Origin of the sequence: Vibrio sp. ECSMB14106, from assembly GCF_000972265.1 — a bacterium.
Lineage (GTDB): Bacteria > Pseudomonadota > Gammaproteobacteria > Enterobacterales > Vibrionaceae > Vibrio > Vibrio kanaloae.
Genome location: NZ_LAUM01000016.1, coordinates 37,254 through 54,824, shown reverse-complemented (window position 1 = coordinate 54,824; position 17,571 = coordinate 37,254). Strand labels below are relative to the sequence as shown.

General features: G+C 42.5%; 17 protein-coding genes. 12 read left to right on the top strand and 5 right to left on the bottom strand.

Annotated elements, in window-relative coordinates; translation table 11 throughout:
• Positions 1 to 21: 21 nt before the first annotated feature.
• Positions 22 to 531: a hypothetical protein gene (locus tag WR49_RS12805; RefSeq protein ID WP_046224260.1), complete on the bottom strand. Its 510-nt coding sequence runs from the start codon at positions 529 to 531 to the stop codon at positions 22 to 24.
• Positions 532 to 916: 385 nt separating this feature from the next.
• Complete coding sequence (locus tag WR49_RS12795) at positions 917 to 1,732, bottom strand: hypothetical protein (protein WP_032073040.1); 816 nt, start codon at positions 1,730 to 1,732, stop codon at positions 917 to 919.
• Positions 1,733 to 2,082: 350 nt separating this feature from the next.
• Between WR49_RS12795 and WR49_RS12790 the strand changes: the two genes are divergently transcribed.
• The 6 genes from WR49_RS12790 (at position 2,083) to WR49_RS12765 (ending at position 12,052) form a co-directional block, all read left to right on the top strand.
• Positions 2,083 to 3,720, top strand: a complete 1,638-nt coding sequence (locus WR49_RS12790; protein WP_046224259.1) for an Lcl C-terminal domain-containing protein — start codon at positions 2,083 to 2,085, stop codon at positions 3,718 to 3,720.
• Complete coding sequence (locus WR49_RS12785) at positions 3,720 to 4,271, top strand: Lcl C-terminal domain-containing protein (protein ID WP_014386830.1); 552 nt, start codon at positions 3,720 to 3,722, stop codon at positions 4,269 to 4,271. Before WR49_RS12790 ends, WR49_RS12785 begins: the two co-directional genes overlap by 1 nt.
• Positions 4,272 to 4,327: 56 nt before the next feature.
• A complete protein-coding gene (locus tag WR49_RS12780; RefSeq protein ID WP_046224258.1) occupies positions 4,328 to 5,842 on the top strand; it encodes a UvrD-helicase domain-containing protein in 1,515 nt (504 codons plus the stop codon).
• A 119-nt stretch (positions 5,843 to 5,961) separates the two neighbouring features.
• Positions 5,962 to 6,966, top strand: coding sequence for a conjugal transfer protein TraF (gene traF, locus WR49_RS12775; protein WP_220769851.1), 1,005 nt, complete (start codon positions 5,962 to 5,964; stop codon positions 6,964 to 6,966).
• Position 6,967: 1 nt separating this feature from the next.
• The gene (locus WR49_RS12770) at positions 6,968 to 8,407 is read left to right on the top strand and encodes a conjugal transfer protein TraH (protein ID WP_014386833.1); all 1,440 of its coding nucleotides are present in this window, start codon (positions 6,968 to 6,970) and stop codon (positions 8,405 to 8,407) included.
• A 6-nt stretch (positions 8,408 to 8,413) separates the two neighbouring features.
• A complete protein-coding gene (locus WR49_RS12765; RefSeq protein ID WP_046224257.1) occupies positions 8,414 to 12,052 on the top strand; it encodes a conjugal transfer protein TraG N-terminal domain-containing protein in 3,639 nt (1,212 codons plus the stop codon).
• Between the two features lie 53 nt (positions 12,053 to 12,105).
• Here WR49_RS12765 and WR49_RS20815 read toward each other — a convergent pair whose 3' ends face one another.
• Positions 12,106 to 12,486, bottom strand: a complete 381-nt coding sequence (locus WR49_RS20815) for a permease (protein WP_140111253.1) — start codon at positions 12,484 to 12,486, stop codon at positions 12,106 to 12,108.
• 323 nt (positions 12,487 to 12,809) lie between these two features.
• Here WR49_RS20815 and WR49_RS21340 point away from each other — a divergent pair, with 323 nt between their 5' ends.
• From WR49_RS21340 to WR49_RS12740, 5 genes are all read left to right on the top strand, one after another.
• Entirely contained in the window at positions 12,810 to 13,001 is a 192-nt protein-coding gene (locus WR49_RS21340) for a hypothetical protein (RefSeq protein WP_140111251.1), read from the top strand.
• Between the two features lie 185 nt (positions 13,002 to 13,186).
• Complete coding sequence (locus WR49_RS12755; RefSeq protein ID WP_032073043.1) at positions 13,187 to 13,444, top strand: helix-turn-helix domain-containing protein; 258 nt, start codon at positions 13,187 to 13,189, stop codon at positions 13,442 to 13,444.
• An 87-nt stretch (positions 13,445 to 13,531) separates the two neighbouring features.
• The gene (locus WR49_RS12750; RefSeq protein ID WP_228209269.1) at positions 13,532 to 14,032 is read left to right on the top strand and encodes a transglycosylase SLT domain-containing protein; all 501 of its coding nucleotides are present in this window, start codon (positions 13,532 to 13,534) and stop codon (positions 14,030 to 14,032) included.
• Between the two features lies 1 nt (position 14,033).
• Positions 14,034 to 14,639, top strand: a complete 606-nt coding sequence (locus WR49_RS12745; protein WP_231574711.1) for a hypothetical protein — start codon at positions 14,034 to 14,036, stop codon at positions 14,637 to 14,639.
• A 37-nt stretch (positions 14,640 to 14,676) separates the two neighbouring features.
• Complete coding sequence (locus WR49_RS12740; protein ID WP_082082774.1) at positions 14,677 to 15,204, top strand: FlhC family transcriptional regulator; 528 nt, start codon at positions 14,677 to 14,679, stop codon at positions 15,202 to 15,204.
• Positions 15,205 to 15,278: 74 nt separating this feature from the next.
• Here the strand turns inward: WR49_RS12740 and WR49_RS12735 are convergent, their stop codons facing one another.
• Positions 15,279 to 15,554, bottom strand: coding sequence for a hypothetical protein (locus WR49_RS12735; protein WP_041154791.1), 276 nt, complete (start codon positions 15,552 to 15,554; stop codon positions 15,279 to 15,281).
• Between the two features lie 13 nt (positions 15,555 to 15,567).
• Complete coding sequence (locus WR49_RS12730; protein WP_017086038.1) at positions 15,568 to 16,545, bottom strand: ParM/StbA family protein; 978 nt, start codon at positions 16,543 to 16,545, stop codon at positions 15,568 to 15,570.
• Positions 16,546 to 17,016: 471 nt separating this feature from the next.
• On the opposite strand from WR49_RS12730, the gene mobI reads away from it, so the two are divergent.
• Complete coding sequence (mobI, locus tag WR49_RS12725; RefSeq protein WP_046224254.1) at positions 17,017 to 17,571, top strand: conjugative transfer protein MobI(A/C); 555 nt, start codon at positions 17,017 to 17,019, stop codon at positions 17,569 to 17,571.

Genomic DNA, 17,571 nt, shown 5'->3' with positions numbered 1-17,571 from the left:
TCTACAGAGGATTAAGTCTTTTTAGAGGGGAAAATCCCTAGAACCCCAATAACCTCCGCGTCCATTAGTGTAGCGTTTGCCTGTTATAACCACTGTGTACACAGTCATTGAACCTGCTGTGATGCTGGGGTTTTCCGAGTATGCTTTTCTTCTCCTCTCACAAAGCTCGGCGGATAATTCGTTTGACATAACTCGTACTGAGTCAAAAAGATTAATATCCAATATTTCAACTATATAGGATGTTGCCGCGTCAGGATTCGCATCAACCGGAGCTCGTTTTAAAAAAGGCACAGGAAGATCTAAGTCATAAGCGATAGGTGGTCGCTCAGTTAAAGCTTGATCTGTATTTTCAGAAAGCCCAGCCCCAGCCCAGTGGTTCCAATTTTTATAACCCTGAGCCTTAGCTAGTGCATGAAGGAGTTTGATTGGTTTCAGCGAAACATTAAAATCATCTTTCAATGTTGATGACAGTTTTCTTGCGAGATATTCAGCGTTTGATTTCGAGCCAAACGATATCGTGGTAGTTTTCATATTAAAGCAACTCCAAATTAACGGGGTATCTATGAAAGGTTGCCCTGATTACCTGCCAAGCCCCCAGTTAAATGAATCTGCATTAACACGGTTAGACATTTGCAAAGATAAAATCACCTGTTTCACAGGGCGGTCTAGTCAAAAGACTGGTCAAGGACTTGAGCATATTTCAGCGCGAAATCGTAATGACCCCAGAATGATAGCAAGTACATATCAAATGACACACTGTAGAACTGCCCGTTGAGGGCAATCAGGCAGAGAACTGATACATTCACACACATAAATTTGGTTCCCTCATAGATGAGGGAACCAAAATCCATCTGTTCAAAATCCAACCATCCGGAATTTCCGGATGGTTGGTAATTACGCAATTTGATAGTGGAGCCTATCCAAAGAGAGGTCTGTAAACACCAGCCAATACAGGGATGTTTCCTTCAATAGAACTTAAAAATTCCATAAGCTCATCTCGATCCATTACCTTATGATTGCCTTCACTATCAAAGTAAGCGAATTGCTCCACGGGAGAAAAATAGTGAAAGCCAATGCTGTGCTCCAGTTCCTCATTAAAAAAAGCACCAATGGCATTATCGAGACGGTAGTAAAGTGTATTAAGACGAGGGTTATCATAGACCCCAAAATAATCAAGCTGAGATTGTTTTTTCAGTTCATAAGAATCAGGTTCACGCTTTAATTGCGATAAAATGGATAACTTTGCTCGCTCCGCGATCTCTTCGTGAGTCATCATAAAACGCTTGGCAACAACAAATGAATGGATCACACCTCCATAGTTTTCGATATGGAAGTCGTACTCGTCATCCGGCCTCATATGCTCGATAGCTTTTTCTAGTGTAGACAGCACCTTACTACCACATAAATAAGCTATTTCGCTATCGTTAGCTCTAACTTCATCAATACAAGACGCATCTAAGAACTGAATTGGAGTGCGCTCCTCATGAGAAACAAAGAATTCATCATCCCCATTATCACCTGATAAATACATGAGATCAGATTTGGAGCTAAATGCAGAGCCACACCAGTGATTCCAGTTTTTATACCCGAGACATTTAGCCGTGGCGTGAAGCAGTTTTATTGGTTTGAGCGAGATGCTATGGTCTTGTTTCAAAACTGAGGAAAGGTTATCAGCAAATGAATTTGCAGCCTCTTTAGAGGCAAAAGTTACGTCATTAGATAGGTTTTTCATGTCAACTCCAATAGAGCGAGTTTATAGGATGCCCTGATTACCTAACATCGCTCCGGTTTACACGAAACATATTGGTTTAGATAAAAACACCTTTTTCACAGGGCGGTCTAGTCGAAGGACTGGTCAGAGATTTGAGCATCTTTCAGCGCGAAACCAAATTGACGATTAGATTTTCCTTTTCGTTACTCCATTTTTCCACTCCCAAACTGCCCAAAATGGACCATTACACGAAGTCTCTAACCTTTGCGACGTATTTGCCCAAAATGGGCTGATACAGAGTCATAATCTATGCACCTACCCTATTAGACTGGAAACCTCAAACAGGTCTAATTAAAGAGGGCAATACATTAATGAAACGTTCAGCATTGGCAATTGCTTTGATTGCAGCATTAAGCGGATGTGGTTCCGGTGGAGAAGATGGAGGAAGTAGTTCCAATACAAACACCAACCCAGGAACAAAATCTGGCTCTATTAAAATTGATAACATCTCGATAAAAGAAGGAAATTCAGGTAACAGTGATGCCAAAGTGCGTGTTACTCGTAGCGGTGGTAAAGATGGTGTAATTAAAGGTAAATACCGAACTACCCCTGGAACTGCATTATCAGATCAAGATTACCTGGAAACTGTTGGAGAATTTGAGCTTCAAGATGGCGTTACTCGGGTTGATTTGATCATCCCTATCATTGGTGATGTAAAGGATGAATATGATGAAACATTCTCCGTTCAAATTTTCGATGTTTCTGGTGCCTCCAGCATAGAGAGAGATACTGCTACCGTAACAATCACCAATGATGACTCCTCTCCAGAAATATCATTTACCTCAGAAATCAGAACCACATCAGAAGGAAGTGGTCGCGTTAAAATTCCGCTACAACTAAACACTTCATCAGGAAAAGATGTAAGCGTCAGTTACGAACTCAGTGGATTAGCTATTAACGGCCAAGATTATAGTGTCATCAGTGACAGCACTATTGTTTTCCCGGCTGGAACTACTGAGCAGTTTCTTGAGTTAAATATTGTTCAAGATGACGTTCCCGAAGGCGGTGAAACAATAAAAATTAAACTTACCGAGGCTAACAATGCCACACTCAGCAAACAGTTTGAGACCAGTGTTATTATCCTTGGAGACTTAGTGTTAAACGATACTGGCGTCACCAGATATGTAAATGGGAATGACTTCGATGCCCAAGGCGCACCTAATGATCTTCCTGGGCAAGATGCTGAATTTGGCGCTGATACTGACTCACCAAACTACTTAGATGGTTATGCAGGTTTCTCTTTTACAAAATTAGACGTTTCCGGAAACCACCTTCCTCATACAGCGACGGCATGGTCATGTGTCTTGGATAACCGAACAGGGATCGTCTGGGAAAACAAAGGTGATGCAATTACTGATATTCCATCTTCACTTTCGGAAGCAGAATTCAAAGCCCTAGTAAATGATGCTTGGCGTGCCAGCAGAAACCCAAGCTCAAAGGATTATGTTCCTTACCCTTATTATCACTGGCATCAAAACTGGCAAGCTAAAAACTACCTATACACCTGGTACAGCAAAGATAGAACTAATGACGGTGGCAGTGCTGGTGGCGCTTCACTAGAATTCCAAAACCGTAATGCTCCTGTTCACGATAAGGCACAATGCGCGTTCCCTACGACAGATAACGCTGGCTATGTAAAAGTCACATCATGTAGTACCGATGACTACATTCGTGCGGCCAACGAGCTAGCCGTTTGTGGCTATAAAGATTGGCGATTACCTTCCATTGAAGAGCTACGTTCTATTGCCAATTATGAAAACAGTCAAACACTGCTCGATACCGACTATTTCTATAACTACGAAGGTGGCGCACCGATTTGGTCTGGAACCCCGAGTTCAAATGGTGAAGGTACAGCATGGTGCATGGACTCAAGCAATGGACAAGCTAAGTTGTGTCATAAACAAAGCAACTCGGCGAGCATTCGTTTAGCAAGAGGAGGGAAACAGTGATGAAGTCCAAACTAACCGTTGCGGCAAGCATTCTTTGTCTTGTAGGGATATCAACTCAAACTTACGCACAGACTTGTAAGTCAGATATTATCGCTCCCACCACCAATATAGAGCAATTTACAGTACATAAAGACGGCACAGTTACTGACGCCGCAACAGGCTTGATGTGGACCACTTGCACTATGGGACAAAGATATAGTGCCGATAACTGCATTGGAACTCTAAAATCATTTCCTACTTGGTCTGATGCGTTACTAGCTGTGGACGACGCTAACAGCAGCAATTTACTAGGGTACTCTGACTGGAGACTACCCAACATTAAAGAGCTTGGTTCCATTGTCGAAAGGTCATGCTCAGCTCCTGCGATCAGATTGGAGGTATTCAAAAGCACCCCAAAAGTACTTTATTGGTCAAACACTCCTGACAGCAAGGTTAACCCTCAGTTGAAAGCGCGAGTTATTGATTTCAATGAAGGAACTGAGTTCGCATCGTTAGCACAATCTAATATATATCTGCGGCTAGTTCGTGACCTTAAAGAAACGTCCAACTAATTCCATCGTAAGCCCCGGATTTTATTCTGGGGCGTTCCCATAGTGAAGTACACGCGATGAACAAAACATTACCACCTGATACCCCAGAGCAAGCCCGAATCACCAACTATCAAGGAAACCAACTGATAGTTAGGGCCTATGCTGGCACGGGAAAGACAACAACCCTCATCAAATATGCTCTTGCTAATCCTCGCCTAAGAATGCTGTATATCGCGTACAACCGAGCGATAAGAGATGAAGCTGCGGAAAAGTTTCCCCGAAATGTTACGTGCAAAACCTCTCATCAACTAGCATTCGCATCTGTTGGACGTATGTTTGCGCACAAATTAGTGGGAAACATTCGCCTGACCGATATAGCACAAGCGTTAAACACAAAAAACTGGACTCTTGCAAGAGACTGCCTGGATACGCTAAATGCATTTATGTGCAGCGCAGATGACCAAATTCTGTATGACCATTTCGAAAGAGCAGATACTGGATTACTACTAACAACAAAGCAAGAGAGATACGTAATAGAAGTCGTTCAAAGTGCAGAAGATATTTGGAAGAGGATGTGTGAACCTCAAGATCCTTTCCCTATGGTTCATGATGGATACTTAAAGCTGTACCAATTATCTCACCCCAATTTATCATTGAGATACCAGGTAATCCTCTTTGATGAAGCACAGGACGCTAACCCAGTAACTAGTGACATTGTAATTAGGCAGCGCTCAAGGACTATTCTTGTTGGAGACGTCCACCAGCAAATCTATCGTTTCAGAGGTGCAAATGATGCGATGAATAACCCCCGCTTCTCGAACGCAGATCAACTCTACCTCACACATAGTTTCCGATTTGGGCCTAATGTAGCGATGGTTGCTAATGCCCTTCTCGAACTAAAAGGAGAGACCAAGCCGGTAATTGGGCTCGGAGCTAAAGATCAGGTTCTTATGATGCTACCTCAAAATATCGGGCATCATGCTGTGTTACACCGCACGGTAATGGGAGTTATTCAAACTGCTTTGGGCTACACAGGTGCGGGACATAAAGTTTTCTGGGCTGGTGGTATAGAGTCTTACCAAATCGACTATCTGGAAGATATCTTTTGGTTCTCACGTGAAGAAAGAGAACGTGTCAGAAACAAGCAGATACTTAATGATTATGAGGACTATCAAGAGTTCACCGAGATAGCTCGTGCGACTCAAGACAACGAGATGTTTAGAGCGATGGCAATTATCGAAGCCTACGAAGATCTTCCTGAACATCTTGCGATATTACGCCTTAACACCGTAAAAGACGAATTGGTTGCAAATGTCACTGTGTCTACCAGTCATAGAGCAAAGGGACTGGAGTGGGATTATGTCCAACTATTTGATGACTTCCCTGACGTTTTGGACCCCGAGCTAGAACCTGAGGCACGGGATGATGAGATCAATCTACTTTACGTTGCAAGCACGAGAGCCATGCGAGCACTTGCGCTTAACGCTTCAGTGGAAATGGTGATCAGGTACATCACCCATAAGCGTCAACTTGAAAAGATTCAGCAGGAAGAAGCAACTAACAATCAGTCAGAACACATAAAAACAGCCTAATCGACCAAAAATACAACAATAAAACCTCCCCTAATTGCCCTAAATGGGAGGTTTCAGATGCATTCCTTAATCCTCCCCCCCGTTACCATATGCCTGAATGGGAAAATATGTGTGGTGACATGAACAACAAGACTTTAAAGAAAGCTACTTTAGCGCTGGCATTGATAGCCTCAATGCCAAATATCTCCGTAGCAGAAGACAGTAGGCCCGGCTTTTACGATAGAAAGGCGGAAGGATGGTTTTTCTATGAAGTCGAGCCAGAAGAAAAAGAAGTACCTAAACCTAAGCCAGTAGCAGTACAACCTCCCCCACCTCCTCCTGAGCAAGAACAGATGGCCCAGAGTGAAGGACCTGAATATTTTTCTGCTGCGTGGTTTAGAGAGAACTTACCTAAATACAAAGATGCTTGGTGGGATAACCCAACCATTGAGAACGCTAAAGCTTTTGCTTACATGCAGCGGTTCGCAATGGATCGTTCAGAACAAGCGCAAGATGCATATGAACTGGCTATTTTAGGTGATCCTTATCTTGATGAAGTGTCCAGAAGACCTTATGCCACATTCGCATCTCAGCAAGTAGATAGTAAGGCTGGGAAGGAAAGGCAGACATTACTTGGGACTGTAGCAAGTCGTGTGGGTCTATTTTTCTTCTACCAGCCAAACTGCGAAATGTGCGAAATACAGGCTCCAATAGTCAAAATGCTTGAGCAAGGATATGGATTTACTGTCGTGGCAGTATCTTCTGACGGCACCCCTTTCCCAGGAAACATTTTCCCCGAGTTCAAAGTAGATAACGGCCATGCCGAACAGCTAGGTGTCGTCACCTACCCAGCTTTATTCTTAGCTTCACCAGATGGGAGTTTTGCTCCTGTTGGGCAAGGGGTAATGTCACTTCCAGATACAGCCAATCGAATTCTAGTTACTGCTCGCCGAGCAGGTTGGATCAGTGATGACGAATTCAACAAAACAAGAGCACTGGTTAATACCGACAACAACATTGCGGAAATTCTTACCGATAAAACAGGTGAGGCTTCCTTAGAAGAAATCATGACGGATGATAAAGGGAACTATATCCCGCCGGAACAATTGATGGACTTCATCCGCGAAAAAATTAAGGAGAAATAAGATGTTCAGAAAGAACAAGCTGCGGAAGAAAGCTCTCGCTATTTGCGTAGCATCCGTTCTGTGGACAGTACCGAGTATATCTACAGCTAACGGCTTAAAGTCTGAAATGGACGCCCTTTTCAATGAAATGAGCAATGTCACTCAACCAGGTGTATTTGAAACACAGCGTCGAGGGGTTCTGGCTGGTGGTCGATACACCACGAAAACACGCATATTTAATGAAAACCTAGTGTCATTCACACCTCCATCATGGAAAGCTGGTTGTGGTGGTGTTGACCTATTTGGGGGCTCATTGAGCTTTGTTAACGCAGAACAAATCGTCACTTTGCTGCGTTCGGTAGCTGCAAATGCAAAGGGATATGCATTCCAATTAGCATTGGATAACGTCTTTCCTGATGGTGCAAAATGGATAGAAAACTTCCAAAAGAAAATACAACAATTAAACCAATATTTGGGTAATTCTTGTCAACTAGCACAAGGTATCGTAAATGACGCTACCTCTTCATTCGATGTTAAACACAAAACTGACGCTTCCATTACAGCTACCACAACGGGTCTGTTTGACGATGTATTCTCATCTAAGCAAGAGCAAGGCGGTTCTACACCACTCGAACAATTGAAATCAAACAACCCAGATGAGTACAAGAAAATGATTGGTAATATCATCTGGAAGCAATTGAAGAAAAATAATGCAAACGCATGGTTCACATACGGAGACAACACATTACTAGAAGCCATAATGTCTGTGACGGGAACAGTAATAATCGGTGATATTGTTAATGATTCACACGCAAGTATTACGGAAAAAACGACACCAATCACCACTTTACCTGGCAATAAAATCCAAATTTCAGATCTAATCACTGGTAGTAACGTTGAAATATACTCATGTGGTTCAGATACTGAAAATTGCCTAAGCGCTGGGGCAACTGGTGGCGGTGTTAAAACCGTCAACATCACAGGCATAAAGAGCCAAATTGAAGATATGCTTATTGGTTCAAGTACATCTACAGGTATTATTTTCAAGTTTGCTAGTAATGCTGGAACACTATCAACTAGTGAGCAAAACTTTTTAGCTAGCTTACCTGTTGGTATAGGTGCAATCATCCGAAATCTTTCTGTTCTATCTAAAGACTCTGCAATGCTATTTGCCTCAGAGTCGTCTGGAGCGATTTCTCTAGCAATGATGTATTCATTTACCAATGAGCTTTTCAGAGCTGCATTTATTGCTATATCAAACAGTGATAGTCCTTATAAACAGCAAGCGTTGGAAGTATTACGTGAATCTCAAGCCAACATGAGAGCCGAATACTCAATTCTTACAGCTCAATATGGAGATCTCTCTTCTCAAATCGAAAAGTACAACAACCTCCTAAATAACGTTCGAAAGCAAAAATATATGTTATCGACGCTAACTAAAGCACCAAGAACAAAGGAGTAAAACTTCATGCCTGAATTTACTATTTACTCCATTGGCGACTCAGCATTTCTTGAGCAGATATTAATTGCTGTAGCCATGATCACGGGGACCAATGACTTCACCAAGATGGTCAGTGTTGGGTTGCTTATTGGTGTAGTGATGATAACCGTTCAATCTGTTTTCCAAGGGGCAAAACAGATCAATATTCAGCAAATTTTTATGGGGTGGCTACTATACGCCTGCTTCTTCGTACCGACTTCATTAGTCAAGATTGAAGATGCTTACACCGGGCAAGTTCGTCCTGTGGCAAACGTGCCGATTGGCATAGGCTTTGCCGGAGGTGTTATATCGAATGTTGGCTACACCCTAACAAAATTATTTGAGACTGGTTACGGCATTATCGTACCCAATGTTACTGAAACTCACTTTTCTGAAACACTCAAGCTACTGAATGATGTAAGACGCGGTGTGTACGATAGCGCTATTTTTACAGCCCTAAACCAAGAGCAAGGTGGTGGATATGTTGATGTTCGTCGCTCAGTTTCTAATTACATTAGAGAATGTACGCTAACAAAAGTAGATCTCAACCTGATGAGCTTAGATGAGCTTCTAACACTCCCTTTAGATCAAGCCTTACAATTCAATTCTTCACTATACGGAACTCGTGTATATCTAAACGCATCGAATCCCGATGGTGGTGATTTTACTTGTAGTGAAGCATGGTCTACAGCTGAGGGGGTTGGTATTGTTGGGGCATTAAATAACCTAAGTGGGTCCAATGTAAATAACGCTTTAAACAATCTACTTGGTGTAGATCCTACCTATACAGGTGTAAATGCTCTAACAAAGATAGCTGACTCATTACAAGCAGTAGGAGCAATTTCCACCTCAGCAGTAGAATATACAAAAGTCGCTCTACTAGAGCCTTTGTATTATGAAGCAGCTGCCGGACGATACCAGGACCTTCAAGACTATGGTTCTGCATTGATGATTAACCAAGCGATTCAACAGCGAAACACTCAATGGGCAGCAGAGCAATCTATGTTCATGTCAGTCGTCAGACCGATGTTAACGTTCTTTGAAGGTTTTGTTTACGCGATAACTCCTATAATGGGCTTTATCATCGTTATGGGTTCAATGGGAATGACGTTGGCAGGAAAATACTTCCAAACGGTTCTCTGGATACAGCTATGGATGCCAGTTCTATCTATAACAAACCTATTCATTCATACCGCAGCGACTAATGAAATGGCAAGTCTATCTACACCAGGCTTAAACTCAATGTATGCATTATCCTCAACAGGAGACATTCTACAGAACTGGATTGCTACGGGGGGAATGTTAGCAGCAGCCACTCCTATTATTTCACTGTTCATAGTGACAGGATCAACATACGCATTTACCAGTCTTGCTAACAGAGTTAACGGTTCTGATCATGTCAATGAGAAAATTCAGTCGCCTGACGCTTTGAATCAAGGCCCAGTAATGAACAGTCAACCTGCATATAACCACAACCAATTTAGTGGGACGATGGCAACAGGAGCAGAAAGCATGATCAGTTCATTTTCTCTTGGCTCATCTATTGGAAGCGGGGTTAGCTCAGCAAGGGCAGTACAAAGCCAGAAGTCAGAAGCATTCTCAGACACCCTTGGCCGAGGTTTTTCTCATGGCGTATCGCAAGACCAAGCATACTCTCGTCTTTCTAGCATTGGCCGAACTATAGGTTCACAAAACACTCAACAAAGCCAGTTGGTTAATCAACAAGCTAAAAGCTTCATGGATAAGTTTCAAATTGATGATCAACATGCCGATGCTGTAAAAGGTGCTTTTGGTATGCAAGCCGTTGGCTCCTTAGATGTAAAAGAAGCTGCGGCCATGATGATGCCACTGATGGGAACCGCGAGAGCAGCAGCTAAACGAGCAATAACAGGCCCCTCAAAAGGTACGGGGGTCGCAACAATTCCGCCTCAAGGGGATGGAAATAAAGGTGGTAATGATGTAGTCGGTCTCAGAGCCGACGCTATAGGTAAAACTGATTCTACAACAAGCGACACATCAACGTGGTCTGCCAGTGATGTATCGCAATTCATGAAAAATGTTTCATGGGGTAAAACTGATTCTCAGGCACTTACCAATCAATTAGCTCATGGAATAAATAGACAAGGGGGCGAGTCCTTTAAACAGTCATGGGGCGATAATTTATCTCAAAATCTATCTAAGTCTGCACAAGAGCTTGTTTCTGCAACTAATGCCTATACAACAATGGATCAATTGCAAAACTCTATGGGTTCGATGACAAATAGCGACTTTAAAACATTGGGTGGAGAAGTGGCTCGCTCGCCAGAGGCAATGGATTACCTCAACCAACATTTTCAAAATGCACCGGATTCAGTTCGAAAAGAAGCGGCAAATCTCGAACAAAGATATCGTGGTTATGGAATGGACCCAAGTGTAGCCAAAGCGGCAGCTAGACTGACAGCTATGACAAATACCAACAACTACCAACCAGGGCAACAAGTTGGAGGTTTCCAAGCAGCTGTTAGTGCTATCAACTTGGCTACCGGGAGAAATAGCGGATTTGAAAGCGACCCTCTACAGTACAGCGGCCTCACTCCTCCAACTGTACCAGAGAATTTAGGACAGACCGTAGGCAGCAACGTTGGAAACGGTCCTGTTTTACCTTCCAATTTTAGGGAGAACACAATCAGTACGTCTGGCACAGCTCCGGTAACAGAAACTCCACCAACACCTCCTGTTACTCCGGTAACTAGCGAACATGATGCAAACCTCCAACAATTAGGCAGTCTTGCAAATCAGACCAACCGAGCTGTTTCTAGCCCAGAAGAGCAAAAAGCAAGAAATAATATGCTCAATGCTTTGCCGGATATGTCATGGAGCGCTTCCACTTGGGGGGCAGTAGACAACACTGGCGACTGGTTGGCTAGAAGAGCTGAGCAAGTTGGTGGTGCAGCTGTAGCTGGTGGACAGGCGACAGCGAGCGATTTTTCAAATGCAATGGATCAGTTGCGTACTATGACACCAGAACAAAGGGACCAGTTTATCGAGGCAACTCAACGTGGTGACGACTATATTTCCGAAGAGTACGGCTTTGGCGGAGAAATGGCAGTTGCAGCAGCTAAATTAGGTCGTAATGTTATTGGCGCAGCAGCTAGCGGTTACAACGCAGCTAAAGAGTGGCTAACGGGAGAGTCGGATCTCTCAGAAGCAGCGAAAGGAATGAGCTTAGAACAACGAGGGGCATTCTACGCAGCAGCAGCAGCGTCGGCAGCGGAAGCTGGTGGCAGTGCAGCAGCTAACTTCATGGAACAATATGGAGATGAATTCAAGCAAACTATGGCTGAACTCGGAACATCAAGATACGGTTTAACAAACGAACAAGCGGCTGTTTATGCTGAATCTTTTGATACCAATCAAGAGAGAATGGACCAAGCTGTTAATAATTTGAAAATGCAATACGCTGAAACTGATGCTAATGGAGCAGCAATAATGAATCCTGACGGTAGCCCTGTGCTATCGAAAGAAAATCAGGAATTTACAGATCAACTTGTAAATGTCCTTCAAAATGCTGGCGACGCCGGAGACAGGTCTGGTAGTTACTTAACCGCTATTCGTGGATATAACATCGCCAATAAACAGTTTGAATGATCTTTCAAAAACAAAAAATAATAAAAGGAACCTTCGGGTTCCTTTCTAATTGGCTAATCGCCAATGCGATACAGGTCTTCTTTCATGTCTAAGCCTAGACCTTTCATGTCTAAGCCTAGACCTAATGTCCTACTTTTCTTTTTCGTAGAATAGCGCTTACTAATTGGGGTTTGTTGATGAACAATAACAGCCTTAACAATAGAGAATAATAAATATGCAGATATTGAAACCACTGCAATTTGCCAATTCATATAAGCTAGCGCAGCCCAAAAAACTATGGCTGCAAAATGGCTTCTATGTACCAATACGAGAAAACTCATAGCCCAATAGACTATAGGAACTGACATCAAAGCCCAGCCCCAAGCCGTATCTGCCGCCATAACAAAACCTAGCAACAAAAGAAACAAACCGAAAACATTAATCACATGCTTCATACTTACGACCTCAATGAATTTCATATATCCAGTATATCACAGAATCAAATAATGCAACCATGACCATAGGTTTTACTACTCACTTTCACATGTGAAAGTGCCTACTTCACACTCTACACCTAAAAAATGGTAGAAATGTGACTTTTACTCAGTAAAAATGTGATGGATACGTTAAATTTAATATAGTTCCATTTATGAAATCAGTTGATTAGAATTTTGTTAGTGGTTAAAATACACCCTATTCGGTCAAATGTAATGGTTGCAATTGCATCTGATCCCATCTGCAAGTCAGAGTATTAAGAGATATCCCCTTAGGGCTAGTTGTGAATTTATTAGAAACCAGCGCCCGCTCGGTTCCTAAACCTTATTTAGCTTACTACACACACGTAGAGTACATTCCTTTTGGTACTCTGCCTCTTCGTACCGCTCCCCCGAATGGTACGCCTATAGCCCATGACTCCAACCCAACTGGGCATAAAATTCTAGCAGGTCAAAAGCACCTTCATAAAAATTAAACTTCAAATTTCAATTCGCTCACTGCAAAAAACGTTACCACGCAAGATAAAACTGTTTTTAAAGTTTTTTTTCTGTTGACAGGCTCACTTTATAGACCTATAAATAAGGTCACAATACGTCAAGAAATGTCAACAAACGACAAGAAAGCAACTTTAAAAAGAGTTTGGTAATAGAGAGACAAAGGATGTATTTGAATAGCGAAATTCCCCAAAACGAAGAACAGAAACGCAGTTGGATAAAGTATCAATTAAAGATACAAGGGAAATCCCTGGCATCCCTGGCAAGGGAGCACAAAACATCTCGACAAGTACTTTCTAACACTTTGTACGAACCGTCCCCGCGCTGGGAGTACGTTATCGCACAAGCATTAAACAAAAAGCCTACTGAGATATGGCCGGAAAGATACGAAGACGGATTACCAAAAGAAAAATTGAAAGTTTAATGGGATCACCCCGAAGGACTGGCTAGGAAAATAGGGTTTTCATATATGGCAAGGGTCAAGAAGTTTATAGCAATTACGTTGCTCGGGATGTCTAGCGTAGCAAACGCGATTGACTTAACTGGTACAGTATTCGAAAAGGCAGCAATAAAACACGGTGTAGAAGCGAAGCTTTTGTACTCTGTTGCGTTGGCTGAGTCAGCTACAGGTCGAGGTGATGGAAACATTAGCCCTTGGCCTTGGGCATTAAGGACACTCAAAGGTGGTCCTCATTACGAGACTTCTCTCGAATCAGCCAAGTTAAAACTCGATGCACTTCTCGCTCAGCACGGAAAAAATGTTGACGTAGGTATGATGCAAATCAATCTGCGTTGGCATGGAGATAAAGTAAGTTCTCCAGATGAGCTCTTGGACCCTGCTAAAAACGTTGACGTCGGAGCTGGTTACTTAGCCCAGTGTATTTCGTCCGCTCCTGGAGATTTGGAGCTAGGCATCGGTCGTTATTACACCTGGTCTGATGAAGCTAGAGCAAGAAATTACGGCAGTCGAATCCTCGCCATTTATAGAAACTTGGATACTGAGGGCATTTAGGATGGACTACTCATGTTCTTACAATATGAATATTGCCTCTCTTAGTGAATCCCAGGCTGATAGAAATGTTTACGAATTTGATCTATCTTTATGGACATTGTTGAAGCACCTAGCAGAAATCCACCCACGAGAAGTCTCAGAGCAATTTTCTCTTCCACTGGAAACAGTGGAAGCACTTGCGGATGCTACAAAGTACCAATTAGAGATCTTATCATCAGGCGTGATCCTTTCTTTTAAGCTTTCCTCGCCAGAAAAAACCTATATCTCACACTTGGAGCAATCCTTCGATCAAACTTGTTTGACGCCTTCTTCTGACTCAGGATTTGGGACTGCATATTGGTTGCTTATGGGAAAAGTATCACAGCAAGACATTAATATTGCAGCGCAAACTTTCGGGGTCTCAGTCAACCTTACAAAAATCGTATCTCAAGCCTCTGATAATCAACTAAGAAACTTAGCATGTAGCCAGGACATGCCATTTTCGATCAGGTTTTCATCTGAGCTGGTGAGAGAAATTCTGGAAAGTGACGAACAAAGGGTTACACATCTTATTTTAAAGAAGCATCAACAATCTATAACTACAACGGGAGGCGGCAATGAGTTGTAATTCAAACTCTTTGGCCCGATGGATATCGGCTAGGAACATGGCTTTGGCTGGATACATTACCAAGATTATCATGGTAGAAACAGGGCTTACCTACAAGCAAGTACGTAGAATGTACAAAGAGCTAGAAGATGAAGGTCTTGAAATTTGCAGGAAGAGTAGAACTGCACGTGGCGGTGCAACTTTGATTCATAGCCATACATCAAAGATTGAAGCGTCTCTATTGATGCAGCTTTATTACAATATAGCTTGCGAAGCGGCCCTTCGTTCAATAAACATTGATGCACTCCATGTGGCTTACCAAATGTATTGCGCTATTAGAAATGAGACGCCTGGAATGAAAGGAACTCGTTGGCAGATGCTCGACATCACCGATGCGTGGTGTTTAGCCCAAGAGCTGCGTTCTGGTGAAGCTATGATAGAAACTTGTCATAGCTGCAAGTGCAACTACTTCACATCAGTTAATCAAAGAACAAGTGTGGATTGTCCTTTCTGTAAAAACCAAGCATGTAGCGGAAAAAATGAAGAAGAATCGCTCCCCCATGAAAGCAACTATTCTTATGCTTGATTTGCTCATTGATTAGAAAAGGGGTGATTTCTCACCCCTTTTCTATTGGAACAACGCTCTATTTACAATCTGCGTCATACACTTTGCAGCAATTTACCTTTCAACCCATTCCTAGCTTTGTCTAACTTATTATTTTTCTCTTCAACCTGCTCTTCAAGTGGAGGGCTAGAGTGTTGGACTGTAGTCATTGCCCCACCTCTAAGAGCATACATACCTAACATAGCTAAACATCTAAGACGGTCACAACGTTCCTTATGATGCATTTGAGATAGCTCTTGATAAAGCTCGGGAAATGCCTGCTCTGAGACTTTGAAATTACTAATTTTCCCATCCCAATCACTACTAGCCATATGTCCCCCTTAACTAGCCGCAGAACCAAAAACCACGAGCATTCGATGCCACTGCGTTGGAAGGAACCACAACCTTTGAATGAGGGAACAGTTCTTTTGCAGCTTCTTTGTAAGCCGAAGCTCCTCCACCAGCAAGCAACACAGCATCAGCAGCCATACCTTCTTCACGCATAGACTTCTTCATAGGCGTTAATGCATTTGGAGCAACCTTGGACGCAGCCTTATCGAAGTACTCACCAAGAGGAACTTTCGAACCGTGTAGAAGCAATTCTTTCTTATTCGAGCGGATAGCTTTTTCGATTTTTTCTAATCCAGGTCCCGTACCATAGTCCTCTTGTATTAGTCTATTTAGTTCCTGTAGAAGCATAGACATAGCTTTCAGAGACGTACCAGAAGATTGATAACGCACTTCCCCCTCTTCGAGAGCGACCCAATCAACACTAAAAAACCCAGGGTCAATAACAACTGTCCGACCTTCATTTATGATTTCTAACAGTTCCTCATCATCGCAAGAACTAACCACATCCATATACGCTCCGGCAGGCTGAGGCACCACTACAACTGATTTCACCAGCACCTTTCTTTTAGGTGAAATTTGATGCTCACCAGTGAGACGTTCAACAAGTGCATCTCTCTTAGACTTATCCATAAACTGATCAACAGGAAGACCAGTTACAAGAACATCAATCTCTGAACGTCCGCTCAAAAGTAAGCCAGCTAAAAATAAAGCCTTATACGATTTGGTTGAGGGATAATCACCATGTAACTCTCTTTCCCATCCCTGCAATCGATCTGGCTCTACCCCAGCGACCCATTTTTCTCCGTCTATGTCCACCAGGATACAATTAGACGCGCCTCCCATTAACTGCTGAGGCATAAGCTCTGCTGGCCCAGCGCCTACAGGCAGAACTTCAACCTTAGGCTCTTCACCCTTCTCTCCGTATGCAAGTTTTAAGTTTGAGTATCCAATATCTAGACCAAGAACAAACATGCCCCACTCCTATTAAATCAAAAAGTAATCACAAGATGGCTTTTAGATGCAATTCAGCCGATGAGAGACAATTTACATCACTACATTTACCAAGACCGCCTCCACAATTGCCCAAAAGGGGCGTTTAGATTGCTTTTCGATTAAAAAACGAAAAAAAAGCAACAATCGAAGCATTTGCTCAAGACCCTTTAATAACTTCGCTGGTGTATAGTGAAATATTTATGAGTAGAAATCCTATATCTATCTGGATAAAACTGATACATAATCACAAAGAGTGCAATATCTAGGATATTGATAGCCAATTATCCAGATAGATAGAGCGTTGACAAAATTAATTCACGAGCTATCGTAAGAGAGTACTTATCTATCTGGATAAAAGAGTTAAATCCTCCAGATAGATAGATATTTGGATAGGAATTGGTTAGGAATTTTGCTATTAGCCACGCTAAAGCCAGCTCAGGAGCCTAAGAAATGAGTACGGATAAAATCAGTAAGAAGGCAAATATAGACTGGGATCTTTTGTTAGATCCCAAAAATGAGGATGAAAGATCTGAACTGTACCTTGATGACATTGAAGCAATATCAAGAGACTTTGTTCTAGAGATACAAACCGCACTAGAGCAAGAGATGAAAGTTCTTATTGTTGAAGCAAAGAAAAGAGCAGACGTACATTGGGCATCAAACAGAATAGCCAGAGAAGAAGAGGACGAAAATAATCAATGGCGATTCGGAACGAGGGCAAGAATGAATGGAAGAAGCCTATCTGCCGAATGGTTTTTAAACCGTTTCAAGCCAGATCCAAAGGGGGGTAAATCCCAAGTGTATTCAACATACCTCAAGAAAGGGACAGGCAATCAATACGACTTGTCAGCATTCAAAAAAGCTACTGACGATGAGTTCAAGTCCATAAAAATGACCGAAGAATACTACGCAGTGCTAAGGCAACGCTCAAATGTACTAATGAAGATCCGTAGGCTTCTGAATGACTACGAAAAACTTATTGATAAGCGAAAGGTTGAACTATAA